The organism is Burkholderia mycopellens (assembly GCF_964265025.1).
In the GTDB taxonomy this organism is placed as follows: Bacteria; Pseudomonadota; Gammaproteobacteria; order Burkholderiales; family Burkholderiaceae; genus Burkholderia.
Window position 1 is genome coordinate 748,676 of sequence record NZ_OZ183804.1, and the last position, 13,101, is coordinate 761,776.

16 protein-coding genes are annotated in these 13,101 nt (G+C 65.1%); 3 read left to right on the top strand and 13 right to left on the bottom strand.

What is annotated here, in order from left to right; translation table 11 throughout:
* Nucleotides 1-94 precede the first annotated feature (94 nt).
* The 6 genes from ACPTTC_RS37330 to ACPTTC_RS37355 all read right to left on the bottom strand — a co-directional run bounded on the left by ACPTTC_RS37330 (nt 95) and on the right by ACPTTC_RS37355 (nt 5,450).
* Nucleotides 95-526, bottom strand: a complete 432-nt coding sequence (locus ACPTTC_RS37330; protein WP_423396291.1) for a hypothetical protein — start codon at nt 524-526, stop codon at nt 95-97.
* An 87-nt stretch (nt 527-613) separates the two neighbouring features.
* The gene (locus tag ACPTTC_RS37335; RefSeq protein WP_423396292.1) at nt 614-2,242 is read right to left on the bottom strand and encodes a tyrosinase family protein; all 1,629 of its coding nucleotides are present in this window, start codon (nt 2,240-2,242) and stop codon (nt 614-616) included.
* Nucleotides 2,243-3,100: 858 nt separating this feature from the next.
* Nucleotides 3,101-3,547: a hypothetical protein gene (locus ACPTTC_RS37340; protein ID WP_423396293.1), complete on the bottom strand. Its 447-nt coding sequence runs from the start codon at nt 3,545-3,547 to the stop codon at nt 3,101-3,103.
* Nucleotides 3,548-3,831: 284 nt separating this feature from the next.
* Nucleotides 3,832-4,437 carry a hypothetical protein gene (locus ACPTTC_RS37345; RefSeq protein WP_423396294.1) on the bottom strand — a complete coding sequence of 202 codons (606 nt, stop codon included), beginning with the start codon at nt 4,435-4,437 and terminating at the stop codon, nt 3,832-3,834.
* A 35-nt stretch (nt 4,438-4,472) separates the two neighbouring features.
* Nucleotides 4,473-4,778 (bottom strand): RebB family R body protein, encoded by a 306-nt coding sequence (locus tag ACPTTC_RS37350; protein ID WP_174950007.1) that lies wholly within the window; start codon nt 4,776-4,778, stop codon nt 4,473-4,475.
* A 114-nt stretch (nt 4,779-4,892) separates the two neighbouring features.
* Entirely contained in the window at nt 4,893-5,450 is a 558-nt protein-coding gene (locus ACPTTC_RS37355; RefSeq protein WP_226200570.1) for an RNA polymerase sigma factor, read from the bottom strand.
* A gap of 252 nt (nt 5,451-5,702) precedes the next feature.
* Between ACPTTC_RS37355 and ACPTTC_RS37360 the strand changes: the two genes are divergently transcribed.
* Nucleotides 5,703-6,533: a Crp/Fnr family transcriptional regulator gene (locus ACPTTC_RS37360; protein WP_226200568.1), complete on the top strand. Its 831-nt coding sequence runs from the start codon at nt 5,703-5,705 to the stop codon at nt 6,531-6,533.
* Nucleotides 6,534-6,614: 81 nt separating this feature from the next.
* Here ACPTTC_RS37360 and ACPTTC_RS37365 read toward each other — a convergent pair whose 3' ends face one another.
* From ACPTTC_RS37365 to ACPTTC_RS37380, 4 genes are all read right to left on the bottom strand, one after another.
* On the bottom strand, nt 6,615-6,941 hold the full coding sequence (locus ACPTTC_RS37365) for a RebB family R body protein (protein WP_264166097.1): 327 nt from the start codon (nt 6,939-6,941) through the stop codon (nt 6,615-6,617).
* Between the two features lie 178 nt (nt 6,942-7,119).
* Nucleotides 7,120-7,485 (bottom strand): RebB family R body protein, encoded by a 366-nt coding sequence (locus ACPTTC_RS37370; RefSeq protein ID WP_423396295.1) that lies wholly within the window; start codon nt 7,483-7,485, stop codon nt 7,120-7,122.
* A 190-nt stretch (nt 7,486-7,675) separates the two neighbouring features.
* Nucleotides 7,676-8,008, bottom strand: a complete 333-nt coding sequence (locus tag ACPTTC_RS37375; protein WP_205782163.1) for a RebB family R body protein — start codon at nt 8,006-8,008, stop codon at nt 7,676-7,678.
* An 80-nt stretch (nt 8,009-8,088) separates the two neighbouring features.
* Nucleotides 8,089-8,730 (bottom strand): hypothetical protein, encoded by a 642-nt coding sequence (locus ACPTTC_RS37380; RefSeq protein ID WP_423396296.1) that lies wholly within the window; start codon nt 8,728-8,730, stop codon nt 8,089-8,091.
* A 695-nt stretch (nt 8,731-9,425) separates the two neighbouring features.
* Here ACPTTC_RS37380 and ACPTTC_RS37385 point away from each other — a divergent pair.
* Together ACPTTC_RS37385 and trpS are read left to right on the top strand one after the other, a co-directional pair.
* Entirely contained in the window at nt 9,426-9,581 is a 156-nt protein-coding gene (locus tag ACPTTC_RS37385) for a hypothetical protein (protein WP_175952088.1), read from the top strand.
* 209 nt (nt 9,582-9,790) lie between these two features.
* The gene (gene trpS, locus ACPTTC_RS37390; RefSeq protein WP_423396297.1) at nt 9,791-10,804 is read left to right on the top strand and encodes a tryptophan--tRNA ligase; all 1,014 of its coding nucleotides are present in this window, start codon (nt 9,791-9,793) and stop codon (nt 10,802-10,804) included.
* A gap of 114 nt (nt 10,805-10,918) precedes the next feature.
* On the opposite strand, the gene ACPTTC_RS37395 is transcribed toward trpS, so the two are convergent.
* From ACPTTC_RS37395 to ACPTTC_RS37405, 3 genes are all read right to left on the bottom strand, one after another.
* On the bottom strand, nt 10,919-11,329 hold the full coding sequence (locus ACPTTC_RS37395) for a VOC family protein (protein WP_423396298.1): 411 nt from the start codon (nt 11,327-11,329) through the stop codon (nt 10,919-10,921).
* Nucleotides 11,330-11,576: 247 nt separating this feature from the next.
* Nucleotides 11,577-11,963, bottom strand: a complete 387-nt coding sequence (locus ACPTTC_RS37400; RefSeq protein WP_423396299.1) for a VOC family protein — start codon at nt 11,961-11,963, stop codon at nt 11,577-11,579.
* Between the two features lie 77 nt (nt 11,964-12,040).
* A complete protein-coding gene (locus tag ACPTTC_RS37405; protein ID WP_423396300.1) occupies nt 12,041-12,961 on the bottom strand; it encodes a bestrophin family protein in 921 nt (306 codons plus the stop codon).
* Nucleotides 12,962-13,101 lie beyond the last annotated feature (140 nt).

Genomic DNA, 13,101 nt, shown 5'->3' on the forward strand with positions numbered 1-13,101 from the left:
GCCCGATCCCGGCGCCCGCGCGGATCGCGTCCGTCGCCGTCGACGGACGCGTGGCCGTGCCGGCCGGTGGCGCAGTCGGAGCAGTCATGGCGGTTCAGGCGGGATCTCTCATCACCGCATACCACGAGCACACCACGCCGGCCGGCGCGACGCCGCCGTCGCCGCTCGCATGCGGAACCGTACGGACGATCGAACCGGTCAGCGCCGGACGCTGATCGACGCCATTGGGCCAGGGCGCGCTCACGTACCCGACATAGTCGTAGACCCATTCCTCGCCGCTAACCACGCCGCGCCCCTGGAATCGCACCGTGCCGGGGTTCCCGTAGCTGATCCAGCCGTTGAGCTGCAGTTCCCATCCCGAGCCGAAAATGCGCCCCTTGAAAATGCCCGCCGGCGCCTGCGCGATCTCGATCGTGCCGAGGCCGAATTCAAGGTCGTTGAATGCGGTCGCAGGATCGGGATCGTTCAGGAAACTGCGATAGGTCCACAGCCCCGCCAGGCTGCCGGTTTCGGGTGTGTAGCTCATGCCCGCGTCTCCCCTTCATGTCCACGTTGTCGACGTGCCGCGGTGACCCGGCGCCGGGCAACGGCGCCGGTTCGTCACGCGCTGCGGCTACCGGACCTCGAGCCGGAACAGTTTCCGTGCGGGTTGCGGAGCCGCACCGGCGACGGCTTGCGACGCGGGGGGTGACGCGGGTGGCGTCTGAAGGCGCACGCCGTCACGCGTATGGATCTCGACGTCGTACTGCGCATCCTGCACCACGCTTTCCGCGAACTGGTCCAGCGGAAAGAACGCCTTCACTTCGACGTGCGTCTGGCAGTTCGCGCAGGACTGCACGCTCCAGCGGCTCAGCACGGCCTCCGTGCCGAGCAGGTGCCGCTCGCCGTCCACGTTGACGTACGCGGACACGAGGAACGACCCGGCAATCGGCGCACGATTCAGCCCGGAGACGCGCACGACCTTGCTGCTGTTGCCGGCCTGCACCGTCGACGCCGCCAGCGAGAGCGCCGGCAGGTTTTCCAGCGAACCGGGGCCGTACGTGTAGCCGAGCTGCTCCTCGATGTTGATGCAGTCGAGCGACGTATAGGCACGCTCCTTGCCGTTCTCGCTCTTCTTGAACGGATCGAGCGGCGATTCGAGCGTGAGCCACGCGTTGGGCACCGTGCCCGGCGTCGGCCCTTGCGAATCGACGGAGTTGGTGCCCGGATATTCGGCGATGACGTCGAGGTGCTGCGTGAAGCCATGCCGCTTCTGCCACAGCCAGAACACGCGATCGATGAAGCAGTGGTGGAAATAGAAGATCGGGTCGAGGCCCGCCGTGTCGTTTTCGCCCATGTCGCCGTTGGCGCCCGGAATCGGCGAGAAATCGCCCTTGTTCGGGCCGTGCGGCACGTCGAACCCGCCGACGGCAAGATGAATCTTGTTGTGCGGCGACTCGAGCGGGACGACGGGAATCGCGCCGTCCGGAAGATTTTCGTTCCATTGGGCCGCGGACGTCGTGTTGGAAAACACCGTGTAGTTCGGCGCGTCCAGGCACTGCTCGTACTTGCGCTTCACGTTCGTGTCCACCACCTTGCCCTTCACGACGATGTACGACGTGAGCCAGTCCACGATGTTACGGTTCAGTATGACGACGTTCTCCTGGGGGTCGGGGAACTTGGCGTTGTGCTTCTCGGTGGCGGCCTTGTCCTTCTCGGTCCCCACGAGCCCCGACAACGGGTAGCGAACCGTGACGTAGGGCAGCGGCTTGCTGTAATTAGGATCGTCGCCGTTGATGTTGTCGGTGATCGCCCTGTTGAACGAGAAGGAGGCCAGCGGGTTCGGAATTTTTTCGCCGTCGAGCTCGAAATCCGGGTCGGTCAGTGCCCACGGAATGCCTTTCGTCAGCGACTCTTCGCTGGTTTCGTCCCAGAAGGGCAGCATCACCTGCTCGCAACCGGGGATGCTCTGCAGCGCCTGTTCCAGCCGCAACAGGTAGGCGCGGTGCCAGGTGGGGAACAGCACGTTGCCGTGGTTGCAATAGCCGCCCCAGTAAGACGCCGATCCCCAGCCGGCGCCGCGGAACGGCTCGCCGTGGAAGCCGCCGATCATGAAGAACGAGTTCGGATCGTCGGGCGGCAATTCCTTGATGCCTTTCCACGCGCGCATCACGTCTTCCAGCGGCTTTTTGTTGCCTTTCCGATATTCGGCTTGCAACGATTCGATCGACGGACGAACTCTGACTCCAGGTGCGTTATTCATGATGTGCCCAATCCCCTTCGTGGATAGCGTTACGGTTTGGCCGCCAGATTTTGAACGTAAGCAGGTAATTCAAAAATCAGTCGAACTCACGCTCAATTGAATTCGTTTTATTAAAATAGCGCTTGGCATTTGAAATGCATTGACCGCCGGGCCATGGGCAGGCCCGCGTGGTCACCTGATCGCCTCCATGGGTGGCGTGGACACGCGCATCAGGCGCAGCAAGGCCTCCGAAAAGGGGCTGCGCTTTCAGATCGTAGGGATGCCGTGGTGAATCGATGCCGATTCGGCAGGCACGAATGCCTGGCGAAGCAGTCGAGATACCCCGATAGCGTTTTATCCTGATTTGTTATGAGTAAATAAAGCAGATGCCGTTGGTTTCCGCAAGGAACAGGCAGGCCGGATTATCAAAAAAACTGTCGCCGGACGTGGTTATTGGCTCGTTTTATTTTCATGAATAATCACGTGCATTTGCGACGAGATTGTGAAATCCCGGCGCCGGATAATCACAGGTGCATAGCGGAGTTTATTAATGCAATCGGCCGACGGTTACCTTACGATCGCCGGCTGCCGCTCGGCCGGTGCAATCGTTTCCAGCCGGGAGCGCATCTCGAGTCGGGCTACGTGACGGCGCCGCGAACCTGCGTCGCCGGCGCGTTCGGTTCGCGTCGCGCGAGCGGATGAAAACTCGCGGAGGACAAGGAAGATTGCATCGCTGCATTTGGACGACGAGATCCCGAGCAAGTCGCATCTCAGCCATTCGACATCCTCCTTGCGCCCCCTCCGCGACAATTCTCGACCGAGCCGTTCGAACCGGCGCCCGCGCGCGCAGCGGGCACCGGATTCAACGGATCGTGCGGGCTACACGTTGGTCCATGCACCGGTGCCATGCCGATACTGCATCACGCCACCGTGGATCCGCACCCGCAGGTTGCCGTCCGGCACCTGCACCCAATCGAGCATGTCGAGGCTCTGCATCAGCCCGACGAAGAAATCCTGCAGCTCTTGCGTCTGGCTGGCTTGCCAGAGGTCGATGCGGCCAAGGCATGCACGCAGATCGCCGCTTTGCTGCATGATCGTCTCGACCTGTCCGGCCACGTTCTCCGCCGGATCGTAGACCCATGAGCCGTCGGCGCTGAGGATCGACAAGTGGACTGCGCGCACCTGCGTGGGCTGAGCCGGCGCCTGCTCGACGAGCGCGATGCAGCTCGTCATCGCACCGAAATCGATTTCCGTCGCATCTCCCCAGGTGCGCTCGCCAACCGCCAGCGGCGCGGGACCGTGTACGTTGTGAATGATGTAGGACATGGGTTCCTCACGTGATGGATAGGACTGCAGATAGCGGGCCTCGACGGATTCTGGACAGCGAACGTGCGTCGGTTCCGCCGCTCACATCCCGCATCGGGCCCGACGGCCCGGCGGGTCGTGTCGATCGATGCGCCGTCGGTGCGCATGCGGCAGGCAATTGCCTGCGACGCTCCACATCGGCGCGATCATCCGCGCCACGCGGACGGTCACGCGTGCATCGACTCGATGCCTGTCGTTGCGCGCCTGCCGGCCGTCGTCGACGCTGCCGCATCGTTCGGCGCACCCTACGCGCCCTTCTTGTCCAGCAGCGCCTGATACTTCTGCAGGCTCTCGTCGATCCTGTCGAGTGCGACATTGGCGGCCTCCCCTTCGATCGCTTCCGCGGCACCCGCGACGATCGCCGCGGTCGCCACGAACAGGTCGGTCAACAACAGGCCCACCGCATCCATCGCCATGCCGGCCACGTTCTCGTCGACGGTCTTCTGCGCCAGGTCCTTCATCAGCACGCTCTTGCCCGCGATCGCCAGCGACGTCGTCGCCTCGAAATAGTTGGCCGCCGCCTGCGCGACCATGCCGCCCGCCTGCGTGATCATCATGTTCGGGCCGACGGCAATCTGCGTCGTCGCATAGGACGCCGCCTCCGCATTGATCGCCTGCACGGTCCGCAGCGCCGAGCCGCCGCCCCCGGCCGCATCCGCGACCTGGTTCGGTGCTTTCAATGCATCGGTGAACCGGCGCAGCCGGTTCACCGGCCACGCGCGCGCGCCGGCTTTGGGTGTCGCGGCATGCGGCGCGGCATCGGCCGTCGTCGCGGCTTCGGCGGCGGCGTCCGCGACATCGTCCGGCGTCTGCGTCGTGCCGTCACCGCGTCCGCCCAAAAGACCTTTCATGTTCATGATTCAGGTATCCCGAGAGTCGTCACGTCCTAATGCGTGGAGCCCGTCTGCGGCCCGGCCGCCGGAACCTGCGGCGCGCCGCCGGCCCCACCGCCCGATGCGCTCTTCGGCGATGCTTCGACGGACAGGATCATGGCCACCGCCTTCGACACGACGGCGTTCGAAATCTGGTTCAGCGCGGCCTGCTGCTGCGTCATGTTCTGCGCCGAGATGCCGACGGCCTGGCTGAACATCTGGTAAAGCGTGCCCAGCGCCTGGGCCGGCGATCCCGCGACGACGTTGACGTTGGTCTGCGTCACCGCATCGGTAATCTGCTCATTGACTTTGTCTGCCACGAGGCCTCCTCGGAACCCGGCTCCGGCATGCGATTGAAGGAACGGACGGGCCGGCAGGCCAGCGACGCCGCACATGCCGTTAGGAACGCTGCGTGCCCGCGTTCGTGAACGCGCTTACGCGAGTTCCTCGCGCAACTTCTTGCGCAACAACTCGACACGCTTTCGGGCAAGCGGCTCGTTGATCCCAAGTGTCGCCGCGATGTGCAGATAGGGCCGGTCTTCCTCGAACTTGAGCGTGAACAGCATCTGCTGCTGAGGGGGCAGCGCGGACAGCGCCTGCTGGAGACGCAGCAGTTGCTGTCGAAGCAGCATTTGCTGCTCCACCGACGGCGCGTGACCGGCCAGCTCGACGGTGTGATCGTCGTCCCAGTCCGGGTCGAATTCGAGCATGCCGCTTTCGCGCAGCCGGCGCCGTGCGCCATCGAGGAATGCGTGGTTCAGCACCAGAAAGAGAAAACCGGCCAGGTTCTGAACGCGCTCGGGCGAGCGCTGCAGGTAAATGTGCACCTTGAGTGCGGTATCGGAGAGCAGTTCGTCGGCGCGGTGAATATCGCCCTTGCACAACAGGCGCGCGCGGCGCCGCAATTTCCCCTGCATTTCCCGCCAGGTGCGATCGAGTTGCTGCGCCGGAGACTCGGGCGCCGGCGCAGCGTGCTGGTTCGAGGTTGTCATCCCGTGCCTTCCTGTTTTTATGGAAAACACAGAATCGATTCGACTCCGCGAATGGCGCTGTTACCCGCGTAACACCGTTATAACGATAATCGGATCGGGTAAATTTTCTTGATTATTATGAACGGAAATTTCAATTCTCCGGCATAGCCCGATCCGTTGTTTCAGGTGCGTCGCCGGGCCTGAATAACGGCATTGCGATGAAAAAGAACGACTGCCGCCGCGCATTGTTCGTGCGCCGGCATGCAGCTACCCATGTCGATCGACCAGGCGCCGTTGCCGCCGAAGTGCCGCCCCGTCCGGACTGCTTGCCGATTATCTCGACACTTTCATTATTCATTTTTCACGCAATGCCGAAGGCAGCGTTTTTCGCTAGGTGGCCGTATCGTCAAACAACCTCGCGCGGAAAACATGCCTGCCCCTGCTAACGCTCAAACGCTGCGCAATATACCGATACTCACCGACCTCCCGGAAAGCCTGATCGCTCATATCGAGCGGCATGTCACGCCCTGGCCCGAACACGGCAATCGCCTGTTGTTCTTCAAGGGTGATCCGGGAGATTTCATCGCATTCGTGCACCGCGGACGCGTCTACAAGACGCTGCACGAACCCGGTGGACGCGAGATCATTCTCGGCCACTCGATGCCGGGCGAACTCATCGGCGAAACCACGCTGATTCGCGCGCACCGGCGCAACTTCACCGCCCAGTTGAGCGCCGACTGCCGCATTTCGCTGCTGCATCGCCCGTACTTCGCGCCGCTGCTGACCAACCCGGAATTCATGGGTCGCATCCACGAGCAGCTGTGCCAGCATATCCACCAGCTGAGCGACTTCGTCGAGTCGGCATGCCTGTACCGGCTCGAAGCCAGGCTCGCGCGCCATCTGCTGAACCGCATGCAAGGGAACGATCTCGAGGTGCCGCTGCCGGAGAACCAGAGCGTCCTCGCGGCGATGCTCAACGTCAGCCGGCCGCGACTGAACAGCAGCCTGCAGAAGATGCAGCGCGACGGCCTGATTCGGCTTCACGAACACGGCGTCACGATCCAGAAGCCGGAGCAGCTTCGGACCATCGTCGACGCCAATTGACGGCCGGGCACGCACGGGCGTCGTGCGGTGCCGCGGCGCGGGGAAATCGCGTGCGCCGGGTCGGGCGCCGCGCGGGGAGGATCAGCCGCGCCAGTGGCCGATCGCGTTCATCAGCTGCGCGACGGCAGCCAGCTGCGACGCAAAGCTGTCGTTCGCCGACCGTGCGGCGCCGGCCGCCGCCGCTGCCGGCGAGCCGGCATAGAGCTGCATGACGCCGACCGTCGTCGCGGCGAGATTGGACATCGCCTGGTTCGCCTGCATCTGCACCGCGTTGTGCAACAGGATCGCGGATGCATGGCTGTTCGACTGCATGAGCGTGCCCAAGGCCACGGCGGGCGCCTCGCCCACCACCTTGACGTTGGCTTGCGTGACCGCATCGGTCACCGCGGCGGAAACCTGTTCCGGCATGTCGTTGCTCCTGGTTGGCTCGCCGCTGCGGTGCAGTCACGGCGAAAGCATCAGAGGGTCGGCCGGCGACGCACGCCGCACCGGGTTGTCGATACGTCGCAAGCGCCGACACGACATCGGGCGCCGGGCGGTAGCCTCCGATCAGGGCCACCGCCCGGCGTCGACGCCAGGCTGCGCGTCAGGCAAGCGCCTTGCCGAGCGCGAGCACGTCGGCCAGCACGGAAAGCACGCCGTTCGAGCCGATTTCCGTCGAGGCGGCGCCCGCGCTCGCCGGCCCGAGCGTGTACAGCTGCATCGTGCCCACGTTCGTCGAGGTCGGCAGCTGCACCGCCGACTGCGACTGCTGCTGCACGGCGTTCTCGAACAGCACGCTGAGCGAATGGCTCTGAGCCTGGTACAGCGAGCCCGTTGCCATCGCAGGTGCTTCGCCGACCACCTTGACGTTGGCTTGCGTGACCGCGTCGGTGATCGCGGCGTTCACCGCGCACGTCTTGCAGTTGCAGGCGTCTTTCGGGTCCTTTACGTCGTTTGCGTCGTTTGGCATCGTATTTCTCCTGGTTCGCGAACAGGCGCCGCATTGAATCGGCTCCACCCGTTCTGTCTGTTGCTCCGGAATACCGCGCGGCACCCCTGTTCAGGCGCCGGCGGCCGTACTGCGGATCCGCGGCACGTCGGCGGCTTCGGCGGTGCGCGCCGCTTGCGCCGCCGCTCGACCACGGCGTTGCGATGGCGCGTCAGGCCTTGACTGCCTTCCCGATCGCGATCACGTCGGCCAGAATGGAGATGATCCCGTTCGCCCCGATTTCCGTGGCGGCCGCGCCCGCGCTTTCCGGCCCGATCGTATAGAGCTGCATCGTCCCTACGTTCGTCGACGTCTGCGACTGGATTGCGGCCTGCGACTGCTGCTGCACCGCGTTCTCGAACAGGATGCTGAGCGAATGGCTCTGGGCCTGGTACAACGAGCCCATCGCCATTGCCGGCGCTTCCGCGACCACCTTGACGTTGACCTGTGTGACCGCATCGGTAATCGCGGGATTGACCTGGCACACTTGACACGTATCAGTCATTTGTTGCTCCTTGGTTCACGTAGTTGAGAGGTCGCACATCGGGGCCGGCCGGTTTGGCTGTCTGCCGAATCACCCGCGTGCTACTCCATGGACGCTTGGCCGGCGGTATCGTGAACGGCAGCTGCGACGACAGCGGTCGGTTCGGACGGTTCGGACGGGGCGGCGTCAGCGCTTCGCAACCGCGCCTCCATCGCATCGAGCCTGGCGTCGAGCCGTTCGGCGAGCGAATCGACGTATTGCCGAAAGCATGCGTCGATTTCCTGCCGGATCAGGCCCGTCAACTGTTCGCCGATCATCGCCAGCGCCTCGCGGGTGCTGTCCTGGATCTCGGCCGCGCCGGATGCCTGCGCGTCGTCCGGAGGCGCGTGCGCGTCGAGCACGCCGGACACTTTCCGCTGTTCCGACGCCAGCATGCCGAGGGTCGTCTCGTTCTGCGCGTCGATCGTCTGCAGGATGCCGCGCATCTTCTCGTACGCCTTCTGCTGGTTGAGCTGCAGGAAATGCTTGACCTGCTCACGCGCCTCCTGCCGGGTTTTCAAGCGCGGCAATGGCGGGTTCGCGGCGGCCGCCGGCGCGGCCGTGTTGGCAGCCGGCGCCGGCGGGTTCCCGTGCCTGCCCGGCAGTTGCTCCAGCAGCGCCTGTTCTTCGGCCGGCGCGAGGGGCCGCCCCAGTCGCTTCTCCGCGAACTGCCGCAGCAGCGGGTCGAGTGCTTCGTGGCTCATGGTTTCCTCTCCTCGATGTCGGCCCGCGGCGCCGGTGCGTGCGGTCGGGGTGCGGACGGACGCAGCGACGAGGCGCCCTGGTCGGCAGGCTGCAATGGATATCGCATGGTGTTCTCCCGGGAATGGACGTGCGACGGCCTCGCCGGAAAGTTCGGCAGGACCGCTGTATGGACGAACCGTGAGACGCGTCTGTGAAATCGGTCGCCGCGCGCGAATGACATTGCCGGGATCACGCCGCCTCGTCCGCGGCAACCGGGCCGATGCAGGCTCGGCAAGATCCATTCGAACCGGCTCCCGGACCACGGCGCCGACAGTGACGGCCGCGCGTCGTGTCGAACCCGAGTTCGAACGGGCAATTGAGCGTAGCGGTCGAGAAGATGGCCGGTTCTACGTTTCCATCACGATGCACGGTGCGGCACCGCGACGATTCGGAGGCGCCTCCTGCAGCCGCACCTGTCCCCGACAATTCTTGACTGTGTCCGCGCCGACGATTTGGTAGGATGCACGTCGCCTCTGGATGGGCGGCAGCCCGACACTCAGCCGTCCCTTTTTTGCCGCGCGACCGGCTCAGCCCACCCTCGCGCTCCGGTGCCCCGAACCGCACCCCGGCCCCCGTCAAACCCGCAACACCCCGGCGTCGCCCCACCCGACCCGTTGCAGCAACCGTTGGAGTGGCGCCTCGTGCGCCAGCAAGCATGAAGAACTCGAAGCCGTCCACCCGCCCTCCGCGCGAGAAAGACCGCACGCCGCTGGTACGTGCCGGCGCGCTGCTGCTGATGGCCGGCCTGCTGTACCTGCTGTGGCCGTCGGCCGAAACCGCGTACCTTGCGATGGAGTCGGTCATACGCTGACGCGGCACGGCCCTCCCCGCACTACGCTATACTCACGCAATGGAAACCCAACCTGCCTCGCCGAACGTGCATTGCTGGTGGCGCGCCTGACCCAGGCGGCCCGTTTCCTTTTGCATGTCCCAAACGTGATGCCGCCAGCGATGGCGGCATTTGCGTTTCTGCGCAGACACCATGGCTGGCGGCTTCGATAACCCGGAGCAACGACCAACATGACCCACCCGACCCGACCGACCATCCTCACCGGCGACCGCACGACCGGCCCGCTGCACCTCGGCCACTACATCGGTTCGCTGCGCGCCCGCGTGCACATGCAGCACGAAGCGAAGCAATTCCTGCTGCTCGCCGACACGCAAGCGCTGACCGACAACATGGGCCGCCGCCAGCGCGTCACCGAGAACGTGATCGAAGTCGCGCTCGACTATCTCGCGGTCGGCATCGATCCGGCGATCTCGACGATCGTCGTGCAGTCGCAGGTGCCGGAACTCGCCGAGCTGTCGCAATACCTGCTGAACCTCGTCACGGTCGCGCGCCTCGAACGCAATCCGACCATCAAGGAAGAGATCCGCCTGCGCGGTTTCGAGCGCGACATCCCGGCCGGCTTCCTGACCTACCCGGTGAGCCAGGCGGCCGACATCACCGCGTTCAAGGCGACGCACGTGCCCGTCGGCGACGACCAGTTGCCGATGATCGAGCAGACCAACGAACTCGTGCGCCGCTTCAACGCGACCGTCGAGCAACCCGTGCTGGTCGAATGCGAGGCTGTGCTGTCGCCGGTCACGCGGCTGCCGGGGATCGACGGGAAGGCAAAGATGAGCAAGTCGCTCGGCAACGCGATCACGCTCGGCTCGACGCCGGACGAGATCACGCAGGCCGTGAAGGACATGTACACGGACCCGAACCACCTGCGCGTGAGCGATCCCGGCCAGGTCGAGGGCAACGTCGTGTTCACGTTCCTCGATGCGTTCGAGCCCGACGTGCAGAAGGTGGACGAGTTGAAGGCGCACTACCGTCGCGGCGGGCTCGGCGACAGCGTCGTCAAGCGCGTGCTGAACGACCGGCTGCAGGCGTTGATCGAGCCGATCCGCGCACGCCGTCGCGAATTCGAGGCCGACAAGGCCGAAGTGATGGCGATCCTCAAGCGCGGCACGTTGCACGCACGTGACGTGGCCGGCGCGACGCTCGCGGAGGTGAAAGGCGCGATGGGGTTGAACTACTTCGATTGAGCGGCGCAGGCAGCGAGCACGCGAATGCGCTCCGCGCGCCGGGCGGTATCGGGCCGGCGCACGGCGATCACCGCATTACGTGCGCAAGCGAGCGTAGATGCACGCGCCGCTTCATCACGATGCATGCGCCGGCACGGACGCGTGGCACACCGCCTCGACCCGATTGCCGGCTGGGTCGACGAGAAACGCGCCGTAGTAGTCGCCGTGGTAATGCGGCCGCAAGCCGGGCTCGCCGTCGGACTGCCCGCCCGTCGCAAGTCCCGCTTCGAAAAACGCATCCACCTGCTCGCGGCTCGCGGCCTTGAAGCACCAGTGCCGCTTGCTCGCGCCGATTTCAGCGGGATCCAGATAGACCGCCACGCAAGTCGACGCGGTGTCGTTCGCATTGCAGCGTTCGCCATAGCCGAGCGCGGTCGGCCGGTCATAGACCTTGGCTGCGCCCAGCGCGGCCATGATGGCATCGTAGAACGGGCGCGCCAGTTCGATATCCGGCACGCCGATCGACACGTGATCAAGCAGTTGCATCGCATCTCCTCCGTCGAAGGGCACACGAGTCTACCTGAGCGCGGCATTTCGCACCGGAGTCACCCTGCCGCTCGCGCGGCGATACGTGAGCGCCCGACACCGTCACGTGCGATGTCGATCACGCCGACGGCGGATGCGGACCGAATGCGGGTGGCGCATCCGGCACCGCACGCAGGCGCGCAGCTGGATGCACCCTGCGTCGCCGGTCGCGGTGCGCCGAGCGTCCCACGCGGCGCGGCGCGTTGCGTCACTTCATCTGCATCAGCTGAATCAGGTTCCCGCACGTATCGTCGATGACCGCGACGCGCACGGGCCCCGCATCCATCGGCTCCAGCGTGAACCGGACATCGAGATCCGTGAGCCGCGCGAACTCCGCATCGAGATCGTCGACCTGGAACGATGCCGCCGGGACGCCGTCCTCGTACAACGCCTGCTTGTAAGGCCCGACCGCGCGATGGTTGCTCGGCTCGAGCAGCAGTTCCGTGCCGTCCGGCTGGTCCTTCGACACCACGGTCAGCCAGCGGTACTCGCCCACCGGCACGTTGTTCTTCAGCTTGAAACCGAGCTTGTCGGTATAGAACGTCAACGCCTTGCCCTGGTCGTCGACAAAGATACTCGTCACGTAGATTCGCATGTCAGCCTCTCCTGAACAGGCAAGCGCCATTCTAGCGCCCGACGCGATCCACGCCTTCCGCGCCTGCGCGCCCCCGCTCACGTGATCTGGTACGTCGACGCCGGCACGAATTCCTCCGGCAGCGGGCGATCGCCCAGTTCGAGCACCGACCGCTCGATCGTGCGCGTCATCGCATCGAGCGCCAGCGCGTTCGGCGCGAGGCCGAACGGCTCGGCCACTTCGCTCGCGATCGCCTCGAGCGCGATCAGCGTGTACGAGATGAATACGCAGATCAGCGGCGTGAAGAACTCCGTCGAATCGACGAGGCCGAACGGCAGCAGCACGCAGTACGCATACACGGTGCGATGCAGCAGCACGCTGTACGAGAACGGAATCGGCGTCGACAGGATGCGTTCGCAACCGCCGATCGATTTGCCGACCTCGTCGAGCTGCGTCTCGAACATCCAGCAGGTCGCGTCGCTGCCGGGCGCGCGGCCCAGCGCGCGGACGACGCCACCGCGCAGCTCGTCGAGGATCGCGACGGGCTTGAAGCATTTGCCGCCAAGCTCGGCCGTGCGTTGCGCACCGAGAATGCGCTGCAGGTCCGCGGTCGGATCGGTATGACGAAGCTGATGCTTCAGCGCATAGGTGAGCGCGATCAGCAGGTCGGCGAGCCGGTGGCGCTCGGCGTCGCTCACGCTGTCGGGCAGGTAGCGATTCAACTGCGACGTCAGCGCGCGCGCCGCAATCAGCAGGCTGCCCCAAAGATGCCGCGCCTCTTTGAAGCGCTCGAAGCTCGCGTTGTTGCGAAACCCGAGGAAGATCGCGAGCGCGAGCCCGAACAGCGTGAACGGCGCGGTGTTGAGCGGGATCTTCTCGCCGAAGATGCGCCCGTTCGTGAAGACCGCCAGCGTGCTGACGATCGCCATGAACACGAGTTGCGGAATGATCGATTGCAGCACGGAGCCGTTCCAGACGAACAGCATCCTGAGCCAGTTTTGTTGTGGTCGGACGATCATGGTGTTTTCTCGACTGCCAGGGGATGCATCAAACGGCACGCCGGCGCCCAATGTGCAACGGCCCGCGCGTGGCGGGCCGCTGTCGGGAGCATGCCGGGCACGGGTGCCGCGCTACGCGTGATGATACGCCCGCGCCCGCT

Excerpts from the sequence above, each read along its gene's own strand:
- ACPTTC_RS37330 (WP_423396291.1), bottom strand. The coding sequence starts at position 526 with ATGAGCTACACACCCGAAACCGGCAGCCTGGCGGGGCTGTGGACCTAT.
- ACPTTC_RS37335 (WP_423396292.1), bottom strand. The coding sequence starts at position 2,242 with ATGAATAACGCACCTGGAGTCAGAGTTCGTCCGTCGATCGAATCGTTG.
- ACPTTC_RS37340 (WP_423396293.1), bottom strand. The coding sequence starts at position 3,547 with ATGTCCTACATCATTCACAACGTACACGGTCCCGCGCCGCTGGCGGTT.
- ACPTTC_RS37345 (WP_423396294.1), bottom strand. The coding sequence starts at position 4,437 with ATGAAAGGTCTTTTGGGCGGACGCGGTGACGGCACGACGCAGACGCCG.
- ACPTTC_RS37355 (WP_226200570.1), bottom strand. The coding sequence starts at position 5,450 with ATGACAACCTCGAACCAGCACGCTGCGCCGGCGCCCGAGTCTCCGGCG.
- ACPTTC_RS37360 (WP_226200568.1), top strand. The coding sequence starts at position 5,703 with ATGTCGATCGACCAGGCGCCGTTGCCGCCGAAGTGCCGCCCCGTCCGG.
- ACPTTC_RS37365 (WP_264166097.1), bottom strand. The coding sequence starts at position 6,941 with ATGCCGGAACAGGTTTCCGCCGCGGTGACCGATGCGGTCACGCAAGCC.
- ACPTTC_RS37370 (WP_423396295.1), bottom strand. The coding sequence starts at position 7,485 with ATGCCAAACGACGCAAACGACGTAAAGGACCCGAAAGACGCCTGCAAC.
- ACPTTC_RS37375 (WP_205782163.1), bottom strand. The coding sequence starts at position 8,008 with ATGACTGATACGTGTCAAGTGTGCCAGGTCAATCCCGCGATTACCGAT.
- ACPTTC_RS37380 (WP_423396296.1), bottom strand. The coding sequence starts at position 8,730 with ATGAGCCACGAAGCACTCGACCCGCTGCTGCGGCAGTTCGCGGAGAAG.
- ACPTTC_RS37385 (WP_175952088.1), top strand. The coding sequence starts at position 9,426 with ATGAAGAACTCGAAGCCGTCCACCCGCCCTCCGCGCGAGAAAGACCGC.
- trpS (WP_423396297.1), top strand. The coding sequence starts at position 9,791 with ATGACCCACCCGACCCGACCGACCATCCTCACCGGCGACCGCACGACC.
- ACPTTC_RS37395 (WP_423396298.1), bottom strand. The coding sequence starts at position 11,329 with ATGCAACTGCTTGATCACGTGTCGATCGGCGTGCCGGATATCGAACTG.
- ACPTTC_RS37400 (WP_423396299.1), bottom strand. The coding sequence starts at position 11,963 with ATGCGAATCTACGTGACGAGTATCTTTGTCGACGACCAGGGCAAGGCG.
- ACPTTC_RS37405 (WP_423396300.1), bottom strand. The coding sequence starts at position 12,961 with ATGATCGTCCGACCACAACAAAACTGGCTCAGGATGCTGTTCGTCTGG.